This is a genomic window from Maridesulfovibrio sp., assembly GCF_963678865.1.
Lineage (GTDB): Bacteria > Desulfobacterota > Desulfovibrionia > Desulfovibrionales > Desulfovibrionaceae > Maridesulfovibrio.
In genome coordinates this window covers 3,280,125-3,300,411 of sequence record NZ_OY787459.1, presented here as the reverse complement: position 1 = coordinate 3,300,411, position 20,287 = coordinate 3,280,125, and the positions used below count along the sequence as shown (strand labels likewise).

Annotated in this window: 16 protein-coding genes; all 16 read right to left on the bottom strand. The window is 46.4% G+C overall.

Features of this window, described 5'->3' with window-relative positions; all coding sequences use genetic code 11:
* Positions 1–94 precede the first annotated feature (94 nt).
* Positions 95–928, bottom strand: coding sequence for a protein phosphatase 2C domain-containing protein (locus tag ACKU41_RS15025; protein ID WP_319778237.1), 834 nt, complete (start codon positions 926–928; stop codon positions 95–97).
* Between the two features lie 40 nt (positions 929–968).
* On the bottom strand, positions 969–1,982 hold the full coding sequence (locus tag ACKU41_RS15020; RefSeq protein WP_321401934.1) for a hypothetical protein: 1,014 nt from the start codon (positions 1,980–1,982) through the stop codon (positions 969–971).
* A gap of 27 nt (positions 1,983–2,009) precedes the next feature.
* The gene (locus ACKU41_RS15015) at positions 2,010–3,905 is read right to left on the bottom strand and encodes a TolC family protein (RefSeq protein WP_321401933.1); all 1,896 of its coding nucleotides are present in this window, start codon (positions 3,903–3,905) and stop codon (positions 2,010–2,012) included.
* Positions 3,906–5,855 (bottom strand): TolC family protein, encoded by a 1,950-nt coding sequence (locus ACKU41_RS15010; protein ID WP_321401930.1) that lies wholly within the window; start codon positions 5,853–5,855, stop codon positions 3,906–3,908.
* Between the two features lie 14 nt (positions 5,856–5,869).
* Entirely contained in the window at positions 5,870–7,762 is a 1,893-nt protein-coding gene (locus tag ACKU41_RS15005; RefSeq protein ID WP_319778232.1) for a TolC family protein, read from the bottom strand.
* A gap of 132 nt (positions 7,763–7,894) precedes the next feature.
* Positions 7,895–9,211 (bottom strand): FHA domain-containing protein, encoded by a 1,317-nt coding sequence (locus ACKU41_RS15000; protein WP_321401927.1) that lies wholly within the window; start codon positions 9,209–9,211, stop codon positions 7,895–7,897.
* Between the two features lie 37 nt (positions 9,212–9,248).
* Complete coding sequence (locus ACKU41_RS14995) at positions 9,249–12,494, bottom strand: peptidase domain-containing ABC transporter (protein WP_321401925.1); 3,246 nt, start codon at positions 12,492–12,494, stop codon at positions 9,249–9,251.
* A 91-nt stretch (positions 12,495–12,585) separates the two neighbouring features.
* Positions 12,586–13,956: an HlyD family efflux transporter periplasmic adaptor subunit gene (locus ACKU41_RS14990; protein ID WP_319778229.1), complete on the bottom strand. Its 1,371-nt coding sequence runs from the start codon at positions 13,954–13,956 to the stop codon at positions 12,586–12,588.
* Between the two features lie 58 nt (positions 13,957–14,014).
* Complete coding sequence (locus ACKU41_RS14985; protein ID WP_319778228.1) at positions 14,015–14,764, bottom strand: peptidylprolyl isomerase; 750 nt, start codon at positions 14,762–14,764, stop codon at positions 14,015–14,017.
* Between the two features lie 326 nt (positions 14,765–15,090).
* Positions 15,091–16,659, bottom strand: coding sequence for a hypothetical protein (locus ACKU41_RS14980; protein ID WP_321401922.1), 1,569 nt, complete (start codon positions 16,657–16,659; stop codon positions 15,091–15,093).
* A 96-nt stretch (positions 16,660–16,755) separates the two neighbouring features.
* Positions 16,756–17,295 (bottom strand): OmpA family protein, encoded by a 540-nt coding sequence (locus ACKU41_RS14975; RefSeq protein WP_319778226.1) that lies wholly within the window; start codon positions 17,293–17,295, stop codon positions 16,756–16,758.
* Between the two features lie 117 nt (positions 17,296–17,412).
* Positions 17,413–18,405 (bottom strand): ATP-grasp domain-containing protein, encoded by a 993-nt coding sequence (locus ACKU41_RS14970; protein ID WP_321401920.1) that lies wholly within the window; start codon positions 18,403–18,405, stop codon positions 17,413–17,415.
* A gap of 64 nt (positions 18,406–18,469) precedes the next feature.
* Entirely contained in the window at positions 18,470–18,742 is a 273-nt protein-coding gene (locus tag ACKU41_RS14965) for a hypothetical protein (protein WP_321401918.1), read from the bottom strand.
* A gap of 213 nt (positions 18,743–18,955) precedes the next feature.
* Positions 18,956–19,234: a hypothetical protein gene (locus ACKU41_RS14960; protein ID WP_319778222.1), complete on the bottom strand. Its 279-nt coding sequence runs from the start codon at positions 19,232–19,234 to the stop codon at positions 18,956–18,958.
* A 30-nt stretch (positions 19,235–19,264) separates the two neighbouring features.
* Positions 19,265–19,540 carry a hypothetical protein gene (locus ACKU41_RS14955; RefSeq protein ID WP_319778221.1) on the bottom strand — a complete coding sequence of 92 codons (276 nt, stop codon included), beginning with the start codon at positions 19,538–19,540 and terminating at the stop codon, positions 19,265–19,267.
* Between the two features lie 40 nt (positions 19,541–19,580).
* Complete coding sequence (locus ACKU41_RS14950) at positions 19,581–19,847, bottom strand: hypothetical protein (protein WP_319778220.1); 267 nt, start codon at positions 19,845–19,847, stop codon at positions 19,581–19,583.
* Positions 19,848–20,287 lie beyond the last annotated feature (440 nt).

Below are 20,287 nucleotides of genomic sequence, written 5' to 3'. Positions count from 1 at the left end.
GGCTAAGGCTGCACTTTGCCCTAAATATTAATGCGAATGATTAGGCCGTTTCCATTTGCATGAAACAGTCTGGAAAAATTACATGCATGCAGCCCTAGATACTCTGGACCAGAATAACTGAAACATTATCCTTGCCGCCATGAGCTTTAGCTTCATCAATGAGCTTAGCGCATGCCTGATCTATATCAGCACTCTTTGCCAGAATATCGGCGATCATGGCATCGGTAATCATTCCTGTCAGTCCATCTGAGCAGATCAAAAAGATATCACCTTTGGTAAGCATGGAGATAACAGTATCCGGTTCAATGTGGGAAAAAGGCCCCATTGCCTTCATAAGTATATTCTTTTTCGGAGGCTCCCCGACCTGACCTTTACGTTTCCATTCTTCAAACATGGAATGATCCGTAGTTAATTGGACCAATTCATTCCTGCGGAAACGATACACACGGCTATCACCGATATGAAACAGGCAGGCGTACTCACCTTCACCGTAGACCCACATTCCGGCCACAGTAGTTCCCATACCCTGACCTTCTTTGAAACCGTCCTCACTGTTTTTGCGAAAAACTTCAAAATTAGCAGCCACAACAGCACTGCTGACAGAATCGACTATCGGGTTTGGAACTTCGTTACTGGTAGCTTCATCGGAATCGTCTTCTTCTGTTTCACTTCCGAAAATATTTATTACAGTCGCATCATCATCTTCTTCAACATCATGGTCAGGATCCACAGAACCGATTCTGTCTTCGAGAACCTGACAAACAGTCTGGCTGGCTTTATCCCCGGCACCGTGCCCACCCATGCCGTCTGCAACAACAAAAAGCCCGTTTTCACCGTGGACAAGGATCGTATCCTCATTCAATTCACGAACATTCCCCACATCGGTCATTCCGATATAATTGATCTTCAAACTCTCATTGTTCTGCATACCTGCAACCACCACATCCCAATCGTGTTGTTAAATAATCTTAATTTCCATACTTAGCGTATTCAAAATCAAACAAAATCCTCAACATCCGTCTTAAAAAAAGAGGGGATCTTTCCTCTGCTTCCAAGAGTGGTTTTTTCTCACCCTGTTTACCTGCCAATAAAAGCGCCAATGAATCGAGCAGGGAGACTCGCTGAGCGTCAGGAAGCCAGTTAAGAATAGGATCAGTATCCACATCATATACCCAGAATGTATCATCACCCTCTACACCCATGACCTGAGCCCAACCGATATCACTACTATCGTAAATCAATTTGCACGCTTCCCTTAATTTTTGAGAAGGCTCATATTCCCATAACACTTCCAAATTTTCAGGAGGCTCAGCGTTAGGGTATCCCATTTTCAAGGCCATAACAGGTTCGCCTCTAAATGAGAAAACACGGCAAAAAGGCCCCTTTACAGTCTCGGCTACCATAACAGGAGGCTTATCGGCATTGATTAAAAATTCACGTTGACGATCGGTAAATAGCTGCCACAAAGCCCTGCCGGTTGATGGCCTCCATACCGAGCACACATTCTTGGATACGAACTCAACAACATCATCCATTGTATTGGAAAGGATAAATGAGGGAACGGATACACCACTGCGCTTAAGCCGGTAGAGCAGATGTGTCTTTTCGTAGCATAGCACATGTGCCCGAGGAGGACACAACACCTCTACCCCACGGCGACTCATTTCGGAAAATAGACTGAAGAGGTAACTCTGGTTTTGTTGCGTTGATAGATATCCAAACTGCCATACGCTGAAATCTTGAAAATCATCAGCTTGGGGAACTACCGGATTATCGTAGGAATATCCATGCAGGATAGCTACATCCAGAGTATCAACACGTTCACCTGCAAAAAAGAGTTTGTCCGGGGATATAGATGTTTCTGCGTCAGATGGAATAGACAAATCGAACAGGACACATTGCGTGTCCTGTTCAGAATCAAAAAGTTCAACCAAAGCCCGGGCCTGTTGACTTTCAGTATGTGCAAAAATACCTATCCTCATTTATCCCGCGCTCTCTGGTTGTTAGGTCTATTTTTCAGCAAGATTGAAAAAATTCATGGCACCACCGGACTTAAGCAGTCCGAGACGATATTTTTCAAAATCTCCAACTTCAGCCTGAGTCTTAACCAGCTCATCTCCAATAGACCCGAGAGCAGCATAAAGAGAGGAGGTGGCTTTGCGCAGATCGAGCTGAACCTGAACAAATGCCAACTTGGCATTCATGAGCCGCTGCAGTCCGGCATTAAGTTCAAATTCGGTTGCTTCTCCCATTTCATGATTTTCTGAAACACGATCATAAGCAATCTGAGCGAACTCAAGGGCCTGTTCAGATGATGCGTAACGGGAACGCGCGGACTCAAGGGAGGCAAGCGCGTTTTCAACTTCTAAATTTACATTATTCTGAACCGAACTCTCCACAATTTTGGATTCTGTGAGGGAAAACTTAGCCTTCTTGTATTTGGCGTCATAATACCTGTTAAAGAGAGGGTAATTGTATACTCCGGAATAACTCTGAATAACCTGATCAGGATCAGCCATGTGACCGATTGCGTCACCAGGAGTTTTGTAACCTACTGTTGCCCCTTCCTGACGAACATTCCAAGAAGTGTAAGCCTTAAGATTCGGACGGGCATTGTTTTTACTCACGTCCCTTTCAAGTTCGGCAACCTCAATTCCCAACTTACTGGATTTCAATTCAGGCCGGGTTTTCATAGCCATATCCCTGGCTTCGCTGGCTTCCAGTTCCAAACCTTTCACACCCTCCATCTCCTTACCGGGAAGGTAAAGATTGGCCTGTGTCCGGGAAGGATCGCTATCTACCAGAACGGCAAGGGCGTAGCTGCTGTCCAGCATTGTCCGTAAGGCCTCTTCCTCGGCCATTTTTGCGGATGCATATTCTGCTTCACTCTGCAGCTTGCTGTAGTTGGTTGCCATTCCGTCTGCAAACATTGCCTCCATCCGATCAAGCTGACTCTTGGCCATCTTGCGGTTCTCAATTGCCACTTTAAGGGCTTCACAAGCTCCAACAAGGTTCCAATAGGCATGGTCAGTCTGATAAAGGATGGAATTAATAGTAGACTTAACGTTCCAGAAAGACTGCTCGCTTTGCTTTTCACTTATATCACGAGCAAGTTCCTGTGCTGAGTCCGGACCGAATCCCTGTGTCCAGGGCAGAGGAATTACCATGGAAAGCACAGTACCCATTGTCCACTGACGGGGATTCTTAAGCTTGTGTCCATGTTCATTATATTCATTTCCGTTCCAAGCCAGATTCACTCCCAGATCAAGGGTCGGTCCCCAAGGCAATTGCTGGGTGACGCCGACATCCATATTGGCATCATAACTAGGATCGTCTTTACCGGGCTTTGAAGCATAAACTTCATGAGTTTCAAGCTGCCCTTCCGCCTGTTGTTTCCAACCGATCTGCGTAATTTGCGGTGTTGTTACATTCGGGTTCGGCGGAATATTTGTAGGAGGAGTAAACAAGTTTTTGCTGGTCATAATCACAGCCTCTTTGCTGCGCTTATTCACAGTTTTACTTGTGAAGTCTCCTGAAACCCGAAATACCGGAAGAAAAATAGCCTTGGCTTCCTGAATAGCCTCATCTGCGATTTTCGCATCTTCACGCGAGAGTGAAATGTAAAGGTTCTTTTGGAGAGCACCAAGCGCAGCCTGCTTCGGGCTGACCAGCACACGCTCCTTACCTTTCACATCTTTCCAATCCTGATCACTATCAGTAAGAGCCTGATTTATCAGGTGAGTAGCCCATTCACTGTTATGCTCGCCAAGAGATTCAGCAATAAGATCGCCTACAGCAGCCTTGCCTTCTTCAGCCTGCTGGGCAAAGGCCTGAGTCCCTGCTGCCAAAAGCAGGAATACAGCTAATAGCAGTGTATATTTTTTGGAAATTAACCTAGAAGTCATTTAACTGCCTTCCTGTATGTTTTTATTTTTCTTGGATGCTCTCAGGAGATGGATCCGATGACGATCAAAATCGGTCTGCGCCGTTACGTCAGCATAAACTTCCGGAAGAACACCAAGGGCATGCAGCATACTCACTTCAGCCTTTTTCATCTCAACTCTGGCCCTGACATACCGCAACTCTGCGGCGAGTACATCGATGTTCTTGGTCAGAACCTCGTACTCAGTGGTTTCGTCATCATCACGCAAAGCAAGAGCCTTTTCATATGCTGTGTTAGCCAGTTTCAGGTTCTGCTCGGTAATACCTATCCGGGACTCTGCAGAAACAAGCTGGGCCATACCATCTGCAAGGTCATGCCTAAGGCTGAGCTCGATCCTTTTCTTATCCACCTGCTGATAATCGCGGGAATGTTTGGAGGTCACGAGCATGGCTTCAGGCCCTTTGTTGAAAAGCTGGTAGCCGTAGTTAAAAGTGAAATTAGACGAAGTTTTATCGGAGTTCAGAAAAACATCACCAAGTGATTCACCCAGATCTCTGTAACCGTAAACAGAGCTGGCCTGTGTGCTGGTATATGCTGCAGTAACCTGCAGGTCCGGCCTTGTATAATTATCACGCTGCTTTACAATCAAGTCGGCTGACTTGATCATAACTGCCTGCTTTCTCAATTCCGGGTTATTTTTAATTCCTGAGGAAGCTTGTTCAGTAAGACCATCCAGTCTCTTGCCCATAAGAGCTTCATAGCCACTGGGAAGGATGAGAACCTCTTCCTTAATATCCAGCAGATCTCCCAGTACGTTAGATGCGGTCAGCAGATTTTTCCAGGACTGGACTTCACTATCCTTGGCGGATGCTAAACGTGATTTGGTCTGTGCCAGATCATATTCAGTCGCCAATCTTTCATCATACCTGAACTGGGTTTTTTCCAGAATTTTTTCCACACGCTGACGCTGGCTTATGGATGCTTCCAAGGATTTAACAGCATAAACAAGATCCCAGTATGCCTGACCAACTGTCAACAAGGTATTGTTAATTGTGGATTTTACTTCCCAATACGCCTGCTTTTCATCCAGCCTAGTACGCTCTACTTCGGAATCAGCCCATGAATACTCACCAAAGTTACGGGTAAACGGCAGCGGCAGAGACAAGGTTGCCGTCAAAGTTGATTTCCATGGCCGGTCATAATGACCCCAATCACTCTTATCAAAAAGAATCCAACGGGAATCAGACTCCACTGTGGTCAGGGCAAGATTAAGATTCGGTCCCCAAGGGATACGTTGGTTAATGTTAATATTATAAGTTGCGGATTCATCAGGCTCATAAAGATACGGAATATCGTTTGAGGTCAGCTTATTCCATGCCGAAGTGGTCTCAGGGTAATACCCGGCCCGTCTCGGCTGATCATAATAAAGATATTCAATAGGAGAGTTAGGTTCAAAAATGATATAGCGGTCCGCGTCAGTACCGGTCTCAACACCTGCAGCGTTGGTTGTCCCTCTGCGGTCCGAATCCAGCCTGACCTCTCTCTTATTTTTTTCAGAATGGGTGTAGTTTACCGAAAGGTTGAAGACCGGATCAAAATAGGCACGTGCCTCCTCGATACTCTCTCCGGCGACTTCACGCCAAATCTTGGAACGTTCAATGGAAAGGTTTTTCTCCAGAGCCTTTAGCGCAAGAACACGCGAGCCTGCGACAAACATGGATTTATCAAGAACCAGACTCTTCAATGCAGGAGAACCGCTGGACTCAAGTGAAGCCTTTAAAAATTTTATGGTTTCACTTTCCTGCTCACCGGCCTTTTCATCAACCAGAATTTCTGAACCGGCATTGCTCTCAGCAATAACCTGTTCAGGCTGATTCTCCGGTGTTTCCTGCGCGTAACTTGCTACCGGCAGAAGAAGACACAAGAGCAGAGAAACGGACTTAAGTGCGTAAATATAATTATTTTTCATCATGCTGCTCTATCCTGTTATTTGTCTTCACCCGTTTCGGGAGCATAAATTTCAGACAAAGTACCAATTGAAGCCTGATGTTGAACATAAGCTTTCCTGTGTTCCACCAATGCATTGAGATAACTCAATTTTGCATCAAGAAGATCATTGAATTTTTCTAGAAACTCAAAATCTGAAATCTGCTGATCATCCTGTCGGAGTTGCTTTGCCTTGTCGTATGCATATTGTTTCAATTTCAAATTCAAAGCGGACATATCGATCAACCGCTTACTGCTCATGGCCTGAGAACTTACCAGATTAATTTCTTCGACCATTTTGTTTTTGGTCAGTTCAACCTTCATCGCGTCCTGCCGTTTGCGGGCTTTGGCCTGAGCATAGGAAGCTTCCAGAGCTTTATTACCCCAAGGCAGGCTGTACGAAAATCCCACAAAACAATTTACGGAATCGGGATCGCCAAGATGTCCGATTGACTCGCCAAAAGTTGAGTAGCCATAAACATTATTCTCCTGAGCAAGACTGAAATTCACAAAAAATTTCAGATCGGGAAGAATCTGGTTTTGACTGTATCTTTCCTCAATGGAAGAAGATTCAAGATTTATCTGGGCCAACTTCAAATCAGGGCGATTTTCGTTGGCCTCCGCCAAACTGGCCTTTTCGTCAACTTCAAAACGGTCTTTAAGTCTGGGGATGTAATTGACAGGGAAAAGGAATTCATCAGGTTCACGGCCCAGCAATTCAGAAAGGTGGTTGGATGCCACCACCATTTCACTCCAGGCTATCTCTTTGCGATCCTGAAGCTGAGCAAAATTTGATTCAGCCTGCACCATATCATAGGTGGTACGCATGCCGTCCAGATAAAGACGCTTTGTTCGCTCAACAATATCATTCATTACAACCAGCTGATTATGGATAATCTGTAATTTCTTGATAGATTTAACCAGATCCCAATAAGCTATTTGCGACCCGGAAATTAGCGAGTTAATTGCGTTTTTACGATTAAATTGTTGCTGTTTACTACCGATCTGAGCCAGCTTGGCTGCTACTGTAGGCCTAAATCCATCCTTACCGAAATCCTTTGTATAAGGCAGTGCGGTGGTAAATCCGCCGGAAAGGGTTGAAGCCCACGGATTATGCCCAAGGGGGAAATCAACTCCGGTAGGAGCACTGTACAAGGCACTCCACTCACCCAGCGAAGGATATCGGACATTCTGGTATTCGACCAAAAAGCCTAAATTCAAATACTGCCCCCACTCCAAAGGCTGGGCAATTCCAACTGAACCGGACAGCTGCTCCGGATATGTGGGATATGAAGCACTCCCACTGGCAAATTCAGTCCTTACAGAATATGCTGTCTGGTCAGCACAGTCACCTTCATAAAGCCAGGTATCAGTAGTACTGTCATAAACTCTGGGCAAACACTGCAGAGAGCTGACCTCAGCCTCACCGGTCTGCATGCGTACAAATGAAGCCTCAAACTCATCAAAATCAATTTCCACCTGACGTAGACGCCCTATCTCCTCGCTGCGGTTATAGGTATCATACTGGTAATAATTGAACATAAAATCAAAGGTAGGATAGAAATATGCGTCCGCCTCATCCTTCTTGGATTCAGACATCTTAATATTGATTTCGGACATTTCAATATTCGGATTGCTTTCCAGCACAGTACGCGGGATTTCCTCATAAGAAAGAACCGTTACATCCTTTCCGAACATCAATCCCTGCCCGCCTTCGGCCTTCTTGCTTGTCGCCTCTTTAATCAATGACACTAATGTATCGTCTGTTTTGGACTGAAACAAACTATCCAAAAGCGAGTCTTGATCATCTTGCGCGAATCCCGTACCCGCACTTACGTGCATCAGGAATGTCAGTGCGAAGGCTAGCAGTAATATTTTTCGCTTGTGCTTCATTTAAGTATCCTAGTTCTGTCTATAATTTGCCCTAACCAACGAGCATTCTTGCCGAAATTTAATATCCATATTATCTGAAAGTCAGCCGTACTTATGCGCGACTGACTTTCGGATAATTTTTTTTAAGTATCATTAACTTTTATAAATGAAATGATACCATTTCTCCACTAATGTCAAGACCTGATCATCAACATGTTTAACCATTCCATTCATATATTTGAATGTTACCCGTAAAGCTTTGTTGTTACTTTTAAGAAGATCACTGAAATTATCCTTCAACCCTTTAATACGAATAATATCATCTTTAAGTTGTGAAGTTATCTTTACAGTGCTTGGTACACTCGGGAAAGGATATTTGAGAGCAAAAATCTGATATTTTGCAGTAATATCAAGCAGATCAATAAGACTTGCCACTTCTTTGATCCTGCTAAATGCAGAAGACTTGTCATCTTCACCGTTCCGGAAGTAATTAAGTACTTCTTTTTCAGTTTTTTCAATTAGCCCAATCACTTCGGACTCTCTGCCTTCTGCGAAGAGCTTGGCCACCTGCCTTTCCAGACGCAGGAGGATAACTGTGGATTCTTCTGCCTGTAGATCAACGTTGTCCGGGTACCGGGTCAACCCTTCCTGCACAAGGCTGAGCAAATCATTCAATGTCCCCATTTCCTCGACATAGGATTGATGGTCGAATGTATCATTATAGACTTCGTAGTCACGCACAAAGTTTTTAATTTTCTTCTGGTTCTTTCTGACTAAGGACTCCTGAACCTGCTGTACTGAATATATGGATGTGTAGTAATAAGCTCCACCGCCTGCGGCACAAAGAAGAAGCAACAGGACGACGATCTTCGCCATTACACCCTTCTTCGCCGGTTTATTCACAGTAGCTTTTGGTGCCGCCTTTCTAGCGGCCGGTCTGGCCACCGGTTTTTCTTCGGCAACCTTTTCAGGCTCGTCGTCTTTCTTTTCGCTTGCGGAAATCATGGCATCTGAAGCTCCGAGATCACCAAAAAGCATAGTCTTCTCGTCGCTTGGTTCTTCATCGACTTCAGATGCAACCCCTTCAATCTCAGGCCTGACAAGTTCATACCTGAAAGGAATGGAGCCAATAGTTACAGTATCTCCTGAAGCAAGCAGGGAATTTGTAATCCGCTTGTTGTTGATCCACACACCGTTGGTACTTTTAAGGTCCTCAATGCCCCAACCGTCACCTGATGGATAGACCCGCGCATGCATCCGCGAGACTTTTTTAAATGCCAGGATTACCGTCGAATCGCCTCCGCGACCGAAAACAACGTCATCTTCCTTAAGCTTAACCACCAGACTCTTTGATTCTTCCGGTAAGGCCGAATCGTCAAGGCATATGAGTTTCGCTTCTGGAGACTCTTCGCTGCCAGCTTGATTTAAATCCCCAACCTGCAGCATTGTTTTGTCATCACTATCACTCATTTTTCCCCCGATATGTATTCAATTTAACCGATTGAATCTAAGCAGGACTCTCAGCATTTCCGGATACAGAATCAGCAACCGGAGCCTCAGAAGCATCTGCCTTTTTCTCATTATTGCCGTCCAGATCAAGATCCGGCAAGCCGAACTGGGTTTGAGCCAGTTTGTAGTATTTGCCTTGATAGCCCATCTTTCTCAGATAATTGGCATCAATAAGCTGCTTATGGGTGCCCATTTCAGAAACTTTTCCGTCAGCGATGAAACAGATTTTATCCGCATCGATAATGGTAGACAGCCTGTGGGCAATGGTAATGGATGTGCGTCCCTTGAGGATGAAACGCATGTTTTCCTGAATCAGGCTTTCTGATTCGTTATCAAGGGCGGAAGTCGCTTCGTCAAAAATTAAAATCTTAGGCTGACGATACAAAGCTCGCGCTATGCAGACACGCTGCCGCTGTCCGCCGGAGATACCCATTCCCTTTTCACCTATTCGGGTCTGGTAACCAAGGGGCCACTTCATGATTTCCCCGTCAACACCAGAGAGCATGGCTGCACGCTTAACAGCACGCATATCCGGCTCGGGATCGCCGAGTGCAATATTTTCTGCAACTGAACCGGAAATGAGGAACGGATCCTGAAGAACCACACCTATATTCTGGCGCAGGGATTTAAAATCGTAATCAAGGATAGAGACCCCGTCGATGGTACATTCACCGCTCTTGGGTATGTTGAAGCCTAGAATCATCTTGGCAATTGTGGACTTACCGCAACCGGAAGCACCAACAAACGCTACGTGTTCACCGGAACCGATATTAAGATTGAAACCTCGCATAACGAGCTGTTCGTTTTCTCCGGCCATGTAGCTGAAGTTAACATCCTTGAAATCGATGGATCCATCGCACTCGTCCATAATCTTCGGCATTTTTTCCACATCGGTAATCATTTCCTGTTCCGGCTTGACGTTCAGGACATCGCTCACGCGGTCAATGGAGATACGGATATCCTGCAGGTTGTTCCAGAGCTGGACCATCTGCTGGATAGGGGCCATGACCAAACCTACCAGCATGTTGAAGCCCATCAATTCACCGATGGACATAGTCCCGGCAATAACCTGGTTGGCACCGATCCAGAGGATGAATACTGTGGACCCCAACCCCAGAAGGCTATGCAGACTTGTGGAAGTCAGAATAAGTTTGGCTTGTTTGAAAGAGTTGTTGACGTTTTCAACAAACGCGTCTTCCCAGCGGGAACGGGCCATATATTCATTGGCTGTGGCCTTGATTGACTCGATACCGTTCAAGGATTCAATCAGATATGATTGAGACTGCGAGTTGGTCAGGAATATCTGCTGGGAAATGGCCTTAATTCTGGGCGTGAAGTACAATATCAGCCCGATATAGCCGGGAATGAAGGCCAGTACGACAAAAGTCAATTTCGAGTTGTAGCTGAACATCATCAGAAAATAGATGGTCAACATGAGGGTGTTCAGGATTACCGTGATGGTCGAGCCGGTTAAGATAGCCCTGATCTTGGCATTTTCCCCGAATCGGGCCAGAATTTCACCTTTGTTGCGGGTCAGGAAGAAAGGCATGGGCAGACTGAGGATATGCCTGTAGAACTCACTCATCATACGCATATCAACTCTTGCCGTGGTGTGGGCCAGCAGCAGGCTTTGCACAACTCTGGTCAATGTGGTCATCATTGCCACTAAAACCATACCGCCCAGCATCATGTTCAGGAGACTGACGTCCTTATGAACAACAACGGTATCAACAATAACCTGAATGAAAAGCGGCGAGGCCAGTCCCAGCAGGTTGATAATCAAAGCCGCGCCCATGGCTTCCATGAAGAAATGCTTATACGGCAGCAGGAAATTAATGAAGTGATGCAGCGGTTTCTTGGGCGGGGTCAGCTGATTGAATCTGGTAGTCGGGTTCAGCCCGATGAAAAGTCCGGTATCCTCAGAACTGTCCTTCCCACTCAGTGAGGCTCTGGTCCAGCCGGTAATGAACTCTTCTTTGGTCAGGGTTTTGGACTTTCCATCCACCGGGTCGGCAAGAAATACTTTTTTACCGGAGACCTTGTAGAGCACGGAATACTGGCTTCCTTCCCAGCCCACAATGCCCGGCAGCTTGACGGTTTTAAGCTCTTCGAACTTCAGGGCGTAGGCCTTGGACTGAAAGCCGAGATTTTCCGCACCGGTAATTATTCCCAGCGGAGAATCATTGGCACTGGACGTATTGGAGAGTTCCTTGATCTGGCCCAGTTTGAAATTTTTACCGTAATGCTTGGTGATCATGGTCAAACAGGCAGCACCGCATTCTGAGTCATTACCCTGCTTGATAATCGGGAAAGTTCTGACTTCCTGCTTATCTTCCATAGCCCGGAATTCGTCTTCGGTAACCCCTTCGGAAAGGCGGATACGCATATCGATGCCTTCTGCGCGATCAAGTGACTCCAGTTCTGCCTGTTCCACGGAGACCAGATAATCACGGCGTTCCTTGAATTGGTCGCCAAGCAGGGGGTTAATGGAGAGCAGGGCATCCACAGCAGGTTTCTTGATAACCAGCACGGTTGTATCGGTGACCGCCTGAGCCGTATAGGTCTGTTTTCCATCCTCGGCCAGAGCACCGATTTCACCGACGACTTCCCCACGGGAGACACGGTCCAGAATGACCAGATCATCACGTACTTTCTTGATGAGATCGACAGTGCCTGTTTCCAGAAAATACAAACGCGGATCATCATCTCCCTGAGAAAAAATATTCTTGCCTTTGGGGATGCGCTTTACGCCCAGATGGGAAAGCAGCTCCTTAAACTTTTCCTGCGAACACTCCCCAGACCCCAGCATGGCCCGCAGCCGCTGACTGACGACAACCTGACCTATATAACGTTTGAAGTTCTTCTCCATGGCCGGACGGGAAGGCAGCATGCCCCGCACCTGATCACTGGGCAGAACCAAGAGGACAGTCTTGGAGGAGGTGGAAGTAAGCTGATATTCCCACTCACTATCTTTGATCAGGCTCATTTCGCCAAGAGTGGTATCCTGACCGAATTCTCCGACCAGCACCCTGCGCCCTTCAATGGTCTGCTTTACCTTGAGTTTGCCTGAATAAACAAAATACATCCCGTCAATGGGAGAGGACTGCTCGGAAACGAGTTCACTTTCCTCAAACTTGCGGGCTTCAAACAGCGGCTCAATGGCCTTTTTATCCTCTGTAGAGAGGGTACTGAACATAATATGGGTGGCAAGGATATATCTTACCGCTTCTTTATACGAATCCATCTATCATTTCCTCATTTTCTCGGTTGGCAGCAGTTGAAACCTATACGCTCAAAGCTGTTCCGGCCGGAGAACATGTCCTCCGGATTCAAACTTACTCCTCGCTATCCTTGTTGAAGAACTGCGAGATGGGAGTGAAGAACATTTCGATCCAGCGCTTTTCACCAGTCTTGACCTCGGCTATACCTTCCAGTCCGATTTCAAGTGGCTGGGATTTGGAAGAACCGACACGTTTGATGGTTTCTTCGTCAAGTGCGACCTTGACCAAATACATAGACTCCTGACCATCCACACCGCCGGGACGCTTGGCGATATCATAAATGGTGCCTTCCGGAATTCCGTATTCCTGATACGGGAAGGCAAAATACTTGATTTTGACCCGTTGACCTATTTCCAGCTTACCTATGTCCTTGTTCATGACCAGAAGCTGTCCCTCTAGAGCAGCAGTATCTTTAACCAAAGTAATCAATGGCGCCCCCAGAGAAACAAGTTCTCCTTTGGAAACATGAACATTGGTCACCAGACCGTCAAACACTGCAGCGTATTCGGTTGAGGTCTCGTCAAAAGAAACACCTTCAATCAGCTGCTGAGCCTTTTCCTGGCGTTCACGCATGCCTGCCAAACGATCATCAAAACGTTTGAGTTCCCTGTCGCGCCGAAGCTCAAGCTGCAGAATCTCTTTTTTCAACTTATCAGCACCGTGCTGGTCCTGAAGATTGGACAACTGGTTGCGCAATGTATTCAGCTGCACACTGAGCTCGGAAACAGATGCCTGAGCATCGCTGACAGCACTCCTGCGGCGTTCATAATCGGAACGGGCGCTTTCGAACTGGGTTACAGTTATATCGCGTGCTTCATAACGTTTTTTCATCCGCTGATAGCGTGCGGCAGATGTCTTGTATTCTTTCTGGCGCAAATCCCGTTCTCTTGCTGCAGAGTTGATCCGGGTGCGTAGCTGCGCGATCTGGCCTTCCAGAGAAATCTTGCGGGTCCCCCTGTTGTTAACCATGTCATCAAGTTCCAGTTTAAACTGGGAAAGCTTGTGACTGTACTCATTACTGGCCTTTTCCTTTTCACGCTCAAGCTCACTGATGCGGGCGTCAAAGGACTCCTGCTCGGTATCCATACCTGCGCGGGTCTGCTCCTGAATCAGCAGCAACATATCTCCGGAATTGACATAGCTGTTCTCTCCCACCCGTATATCCGTGATCTGTCCCCCGCCAATGGCCTGAATAGTTGTGGACTCGGTGACAATTGTCATGGGAGCCGTGACCAGCACATCTTTTCTAGCCCAAAAGGAATAAACAACAAGTGTAACCAGCAGCAGAAACACGATATATATCGGCCCGCGGAGAATGAAGCTGGGTACGGAATAAAGCAGCTTCGCTGCCTTAATCGGATGCCTGACAGAGGCAGCAATGGCCTGCTGCTCAAATTTAACAGTCTTTCTTTCGTCAATAGCCATAGTCTTCTCGTTTGGAAAAATTAGTGACAATACGCACAGATACCACTCTCAACGGGTATTAGGCCTTAGCCTCCAGTACATGACTCCTCAACCAGTCGGAAAAAATAATACCTGAAATATATTCCTCCAGACTTTTGGTCAGCTTGGGAGTCTTCTTGCTGAAAATCTTATATAGAGTCCAAAGCCCGGCCTCATTATATGGACCGCAAATATCACCTTTCTTGCAGGAGAAAAGCTCTTTTTCCACATCATGAGGCAGAGTTCCGCGCCTGATCAGTCCGAGAGAACCGCCAAGTTTACCGGTGTTTTCGTCGAGGGAATATTTTTTTGCCAGTGTGGCGAAATGTTTTCCCTTCTGGGTGCACATATTATGGATGAAATCGATGGTTTTCTTGTCTTTGACGACAATCCGCGAAACTTCGAGAGAGGAAAAGCAGAGCTTATTCTGCTTAAAATAATCTTTGATCTTTACCGGGGTAACTACAAATTCCTTTACTTTTTCTTTATAGAATAAAACCTTGGCATGTTCTTCCCAGAGCAACTCGGTAACGCCGTTCAATCTGCAGAATTTAGCCATGCTTCTGGCACACGGAACCCCGCTCTCCACCTTACGGGAAATCAGAAACTGCTTATATTCTCTATCGGAATACTTAATTTTGTATTCCTGAAATTTTGTCTTGACCACTTCCCGTTCAATGAGGCCGTAAACGGCACTTCGAAAAGAACCTTCAACCTTGAGCAGGTCAACGACATCTTTCCCTCTTATGGGCGTGCCGTACACTGTTGTTATCGTCGCATTCAAATCCATTGAACTTGCCTTGACCTATACCTTTCATATCCTGTTAACACTTCATAACACCTCAAAAAACAGATCAATAACCACATTACAACAAAATTATACAAAAATTAAGTTGAATATGTGATTTTCCTATAACAATCCTTTCGTGAACAGGGCATCAAAAATCAAACGGCACGTTCGGAATACCCAGTATTAGGGCATTATCCAAAAACAGCACGTGAAAATCCTGTCGGAATAAAAAATATTCCGAATATGTTTAAGCAGCCATCACGAAAACGTAGATGTCCTTAAATGGACTATTTTTTGAAAGTCCCCCTTGCCCCTCGCAGCAAGACTCAACCGCCAAGTTGCGGAACAGATGAGAAATCAAGTGACTCTGTACCCAAAACCCACTTCTTATATAAATTGCTGTAATCAGCACCGGTAATATCCGTAAGGATATTCAGCACATCTTTGTTCGTGTACAACCGCCTACCTTGATATCTATTATAGTTTCTATACAGTTGAACAAAAACATCGTCAATAGACTTTGAATTATTTGTCTGTTCCTTGATGCTTTGATCAAGCAACAGAGCCACCAACGGCCCTTTAGCATAAATAATATCAAATGCTTCCTGAGAGTTATAATGATCAGCAGCACTGCGTATTGAATGCGTATTCTTCCACTTGGAAGCCATGTATGCTTTCTTTTTATCCCGCATATGCTTCCAAAAACTTTCTGCACTAATCATCCCCGCATCATATTGCCATTTAAATGTAACGTACTCGTTGAAGCCTTCAAGCACCCACATTACATCTGCAGGAGTACCGGATGGAGGGATAGGTTGTCCGCTGAAAGCCCACTCATTGTAGAAGTGCAAACTTTCATGCGTCACATAATCTGTAAGGCCGCCCTCGGTATTGGTGAAAGCGAAAAAGAAATCTTTATTGCACGCTACACCGGCCTTAAATCTGGGACGGGAAAAAGCCGAATCTGTCTGATAAACAGTCCTGACTTTCAATGGGAGTCCGCTGGCAGGGTCTGGCGGGCCACCATAAATTTTGATGGCATGCCGGAGAATTCCGGCTATGTCCTTAGTCGATTTGCCAATAATTTCCTTGAGCTTTAGCCCTGGAGGATTGGCATATGCTTCAACGCTCACGAAATCGTCTGAAAAACTCTGCACTTTTTTGTAGTCGCCTATAAAAGCCATCGTCCAAAGATCATAGGCATATCCGTCTTCTTGTTTCTTTTCAGAACAGACTATGCGTGTTCCTTGGGGAAGCTTGAAATCAAAGCGTTCAACCCTTCTGGACTTTAACACCGACTCCAATGATATCCGCGAACTGGTGGCAGCAAACTGGACCCAGTCATCACGCAAATGATTCTGCAGAATCCAACCGTAACCCAACTCCTTCGCCGCCGGCTCGACCAACTCAGCTTTGACTTTAATAAAGCCGTCCTGCGGGACACTGATCTTCCATGCCGCCATGGCAAGCCCAAGCAACCTTGGGGAATGGGACCTGTCCGGGACTACGGCAACCTTTTTATCATGGCTGTCGAATGCCCTTATATTTTTGAAATATTTTTGAATATTGTGAGCAGTACCGAACTGAGTCGGAACGACAATATAATCAATACCGGGTTTAAGCTCGGTAACTGAGAACTCCACCAGCATTTTCGGGGGAGATCCGGGAAGAATGGTATACTGGTAAAAAACAGGAGGACCGGATTTGGCAGCCGAAGTCAGTCCCGAATCTTCGGGAAGCTGAATAGCTGTCCTCGGCGGGGGGGGAGTTTCCTGCTCCCCGGAATCGCACCCTGAAAGCAGTAAAACCAAAAAGAAGAATAAAAATACACCGGCAACAGAGCTAAGAGAAACCGGGAAGCAGGAACAATACCGAGCTCTCGATTGTAGGCGCACTTGTGTACCTCCATTGCTTTTTGGTGAATATAAAAACTGCCCCAAAAACAAACCGGTATAAGAAGTACAAATCTCCTTATACCGGTTCAACAAAGCTTACTTAAGCCTTTTGATTACAACACGACGGTTTTTAGCCCGTCCTTCTGCAGTATCGTTCGGATAAATCGGCAGGGTTTCACCATATCCTTTTACACTCATCTTGGAGCTTGCCACTCCATTATCAAGCAGGAAATTACGAACGGCATCTGCTCTTCTGTCGGAGAGGGCCATATTGTAAGCAGCACTGCCCTTGGAATCGGTATGCCCACCGATTTCAAAACGGGCATTGGCAAAAGCGTCATTGCTCAAAGCTTTGGCGAGTTCTTGCAACTGCTTTTTGGACATTGCATCGGCCAGTTCAGTGGAATCATACTTGAAACGGATATCAAATGTCACTTGCGGCGGCTCAACGGCCTTTTCGGCAGGAGCAGGAGCACCTCCGATTTTGATAGCCCTGAATTTAACTTTGGGTTTGGGTTCAGCATTAAGCTGGTTGACGATGTCATCTGTTTTCATCAGATTGCGGTCCTGCGCATAGACAACAGACGTAAAAAGAATCATACAGAAGACACTTAAAAAGAGAATGGTTTTCTTCATGGTTACACCTTCTTGTTTTTCAGGCCACCCCCATGAACGAACTGCCAAATGGCGGCTTTCCTGAATTTCCCCTCAAGCCGGAACAAACTCCGGTTCCTCAAACAATAAAAAATATCATCAAATCCTTTCCACTCTCCGCACTGACCGGGATGCCTGCTCAACCGACCCGGACTCTGCAAAGACGATCATATACCGCGCAAGATTCCTGAAAACCTCCCGGTAAAAATCTTCTCCGATCCACATTACATATGGACCGGGATTACAATCAAGATAGCAATATCCGTTGCCACCCTCTACTTCTATAACATCCCAGGCTGCGTAGTGGAGTCCGAGCATACGGTTGCAGCGAACAATTTTCTCACACGCATCTTCCGGCATGTCATAGTAATGAAATTCTTTGGTCTCTGTGCGGGAATCAACCCCGCCTTCATTGATAATTTTGAGTGCCAGTACGACTTGATCGCCAACAATATGAACCCGGATGGTAGGGCCTTTAACACATTCCTGCATTAAAATGGGGCTGTGGCTCAACCTCGACAGAGAAGCAAGATCCGCAGTTGTGACAATACGGGTGGACCCTACACCGGAGGCAGGTTTGACAACAGCCTCGCCGACTTCCCTGACAAAGGCTTCCGCGCGTTCCGGTGAATTGGTGCTTAAAGTTACTGGGGCCGGAAACCCGTTAGCTGCAAGCTTTTCGTAAAACTGGCTTTTGGAATCATGGTCCAGGTAGACCTCTGAGAGCGAATTGACCAGCAGCCCCCCGCGAGAGCGGTATTCATCAAAAAAACTCATGGTCGAAGCATAGTATTCCTGTTCGACGAGAAACTGATGCCGGAACTGAGCGTAGGTAGTCGGGTTCATTACCGGCGGAAGTGAAGGAATCGTATTCAAAGCATTACATCTGATATGTATGGCCCGGACATCTGAAAGGTCATATCCGTCATATTTGAGAGAATCATCAGTAATGGTCATTGTCGGCTTGTTCTCACCACCCAAACGGATATCTAAAACAAGCGGCTGACCTCCCTCCGCTTCAACTGCTTCACGGATCGCGTCTAACTGAGTACTTCCATGATTTGCCAGTAATCCGATAACGGGTTTACTCATGATCTTTCCTTCATTTCTAAAAAAAGAACGGAGGAATCCCTCCGTTCTTTTTTATATACTTAACTTAGGAGCTGATATTGATGGAACCGATAGAGGTGTTATCGGCAGCATCGCCACCCATTGCACCAGCTGCACCTGCGCCGGAAGCTGCATCGCCGCCAACACCTATGCCGGTACCTTCTGCGAATGCGCCGGAACCGGAAGCTGATCCATGACCGTAACCACTAGCAGAACCTGCGTCTGCACCGGAGTAAGCGCCTGCGCTACCCATTGCATCGCCACCAGATTTACCGGACTGATTTACACCAACATTTGCCTGAGCATCATCAAAAGACATAATTTTCTCCTTGAACTGAAGTTAAAATTGCCTTATGGCAACTAGGAACTGACGTTAATAGAACCGATACAAGTGTTGTCGGTGGCATCGCCACCGGCAGCACCGGTCGCACAAGCAGTGAACATAACATCACCACCTTATGTATCGGCTAGGTTTACACCTGAATTTGCCGAAGACCTTACAGTCTCCCACCAAACATACAAAAACGGCTTATTAAGAACTGATGTTAATAGAGCCGATAGAAGTGTTGTCAGTAGCATCGCCAGCTGCTGCGCCGGTTGCGCCTGCGCCGGACATTGCGTCACCTCCGACACCTACACCGGTACCTTCTGCATAAGCACCGCCCCAACCGGAAGCTGAGCCGGAACCGGAACCCACACCGGAGCCTGCATCTGCGCCGGAACCTGCGCTTGCGAATCCAGCAGCATCACCACCGGATTTACCGGACTGATTTACACCCACATTTGCCTGGGAATCATCTGCGAAAGACATACTGGTCTCCTTTTATTAAAAGTTAAGGCCTTAAGAGCTGATATTGATAGAACCGATAGAGGTGTTATCAGTAGCATCGCCGCCCATTGCGCCGGCTGCGCCAGCACCAGAAGCAGCATCGCCGCCTACCCCAACACCGGTACCTTCAGCATAAGTAGAGCCGCCACCGGAAGCAAAACCGGAACCGGAACCACTGCCTTGACCTGCATCTGCAAATGAACCGGCGCTTGCGCCACCCATTGCATCACCGCCGGATTTACCGGCCTGATTTACACCCACATTTGCGCCTGCATCATCAAAAGACATAATTTTCTCCAGATTTAAAGATTAATGTTAGCCAAACAGCCTAAGAGCTGATGTTGATAGAACCGATAGAGGTGTTGTCAGTTGCATCGCCACCCATTGCGCCGGCTGCGCTAGCACCGGAAGCAGCGTCACCGCCAACACCTACACCGGTACCGATGGGGTCTACATTCTGCACAGTCGCAGTTCCATGACCGGAACCATAACCAGCGCTTGCGCCGGAGCTTGCACCAGCGTAACCAGCTGCATCGCCACCGGATTTACCGGCCTGATTCACACCAACATTTGCGCTTGCATCATCAAAAGACATTCTCTTTACCTCCAATAAATGGTTTTTAAATTCACTGCCCTTTTTAAGCACTTACCGTGCCAAAACATCTAATCTACCCTGAAAGACATATAAGGACCGTGTTCACTGAACATTTCTTAATGTAAAAATAAGAGACACAAATTATAAACCATAAAACTGTCCATAAAGCAAGACTCTTTGTCCATCACTGTGGACACATCTCATGTTACCGATCAATCAAATGCTTATATTTCAAAGTGTTAACAAAAATAACCCTAAAGAACAGGGGAGACACATTAAGAAAGCCGTGCATCCTTGACCTAGAATGAATCTCCGTTCAGACCCTCATGAAACGGGTTCCGTCATAATCTTCCAAGGTTCCACTGCCATCGCAATGGATGAAAAGACTCCTGTTTCTTTTTTATATCCTGAAAATTTGGGGAGATCTTGCTATATTTGAT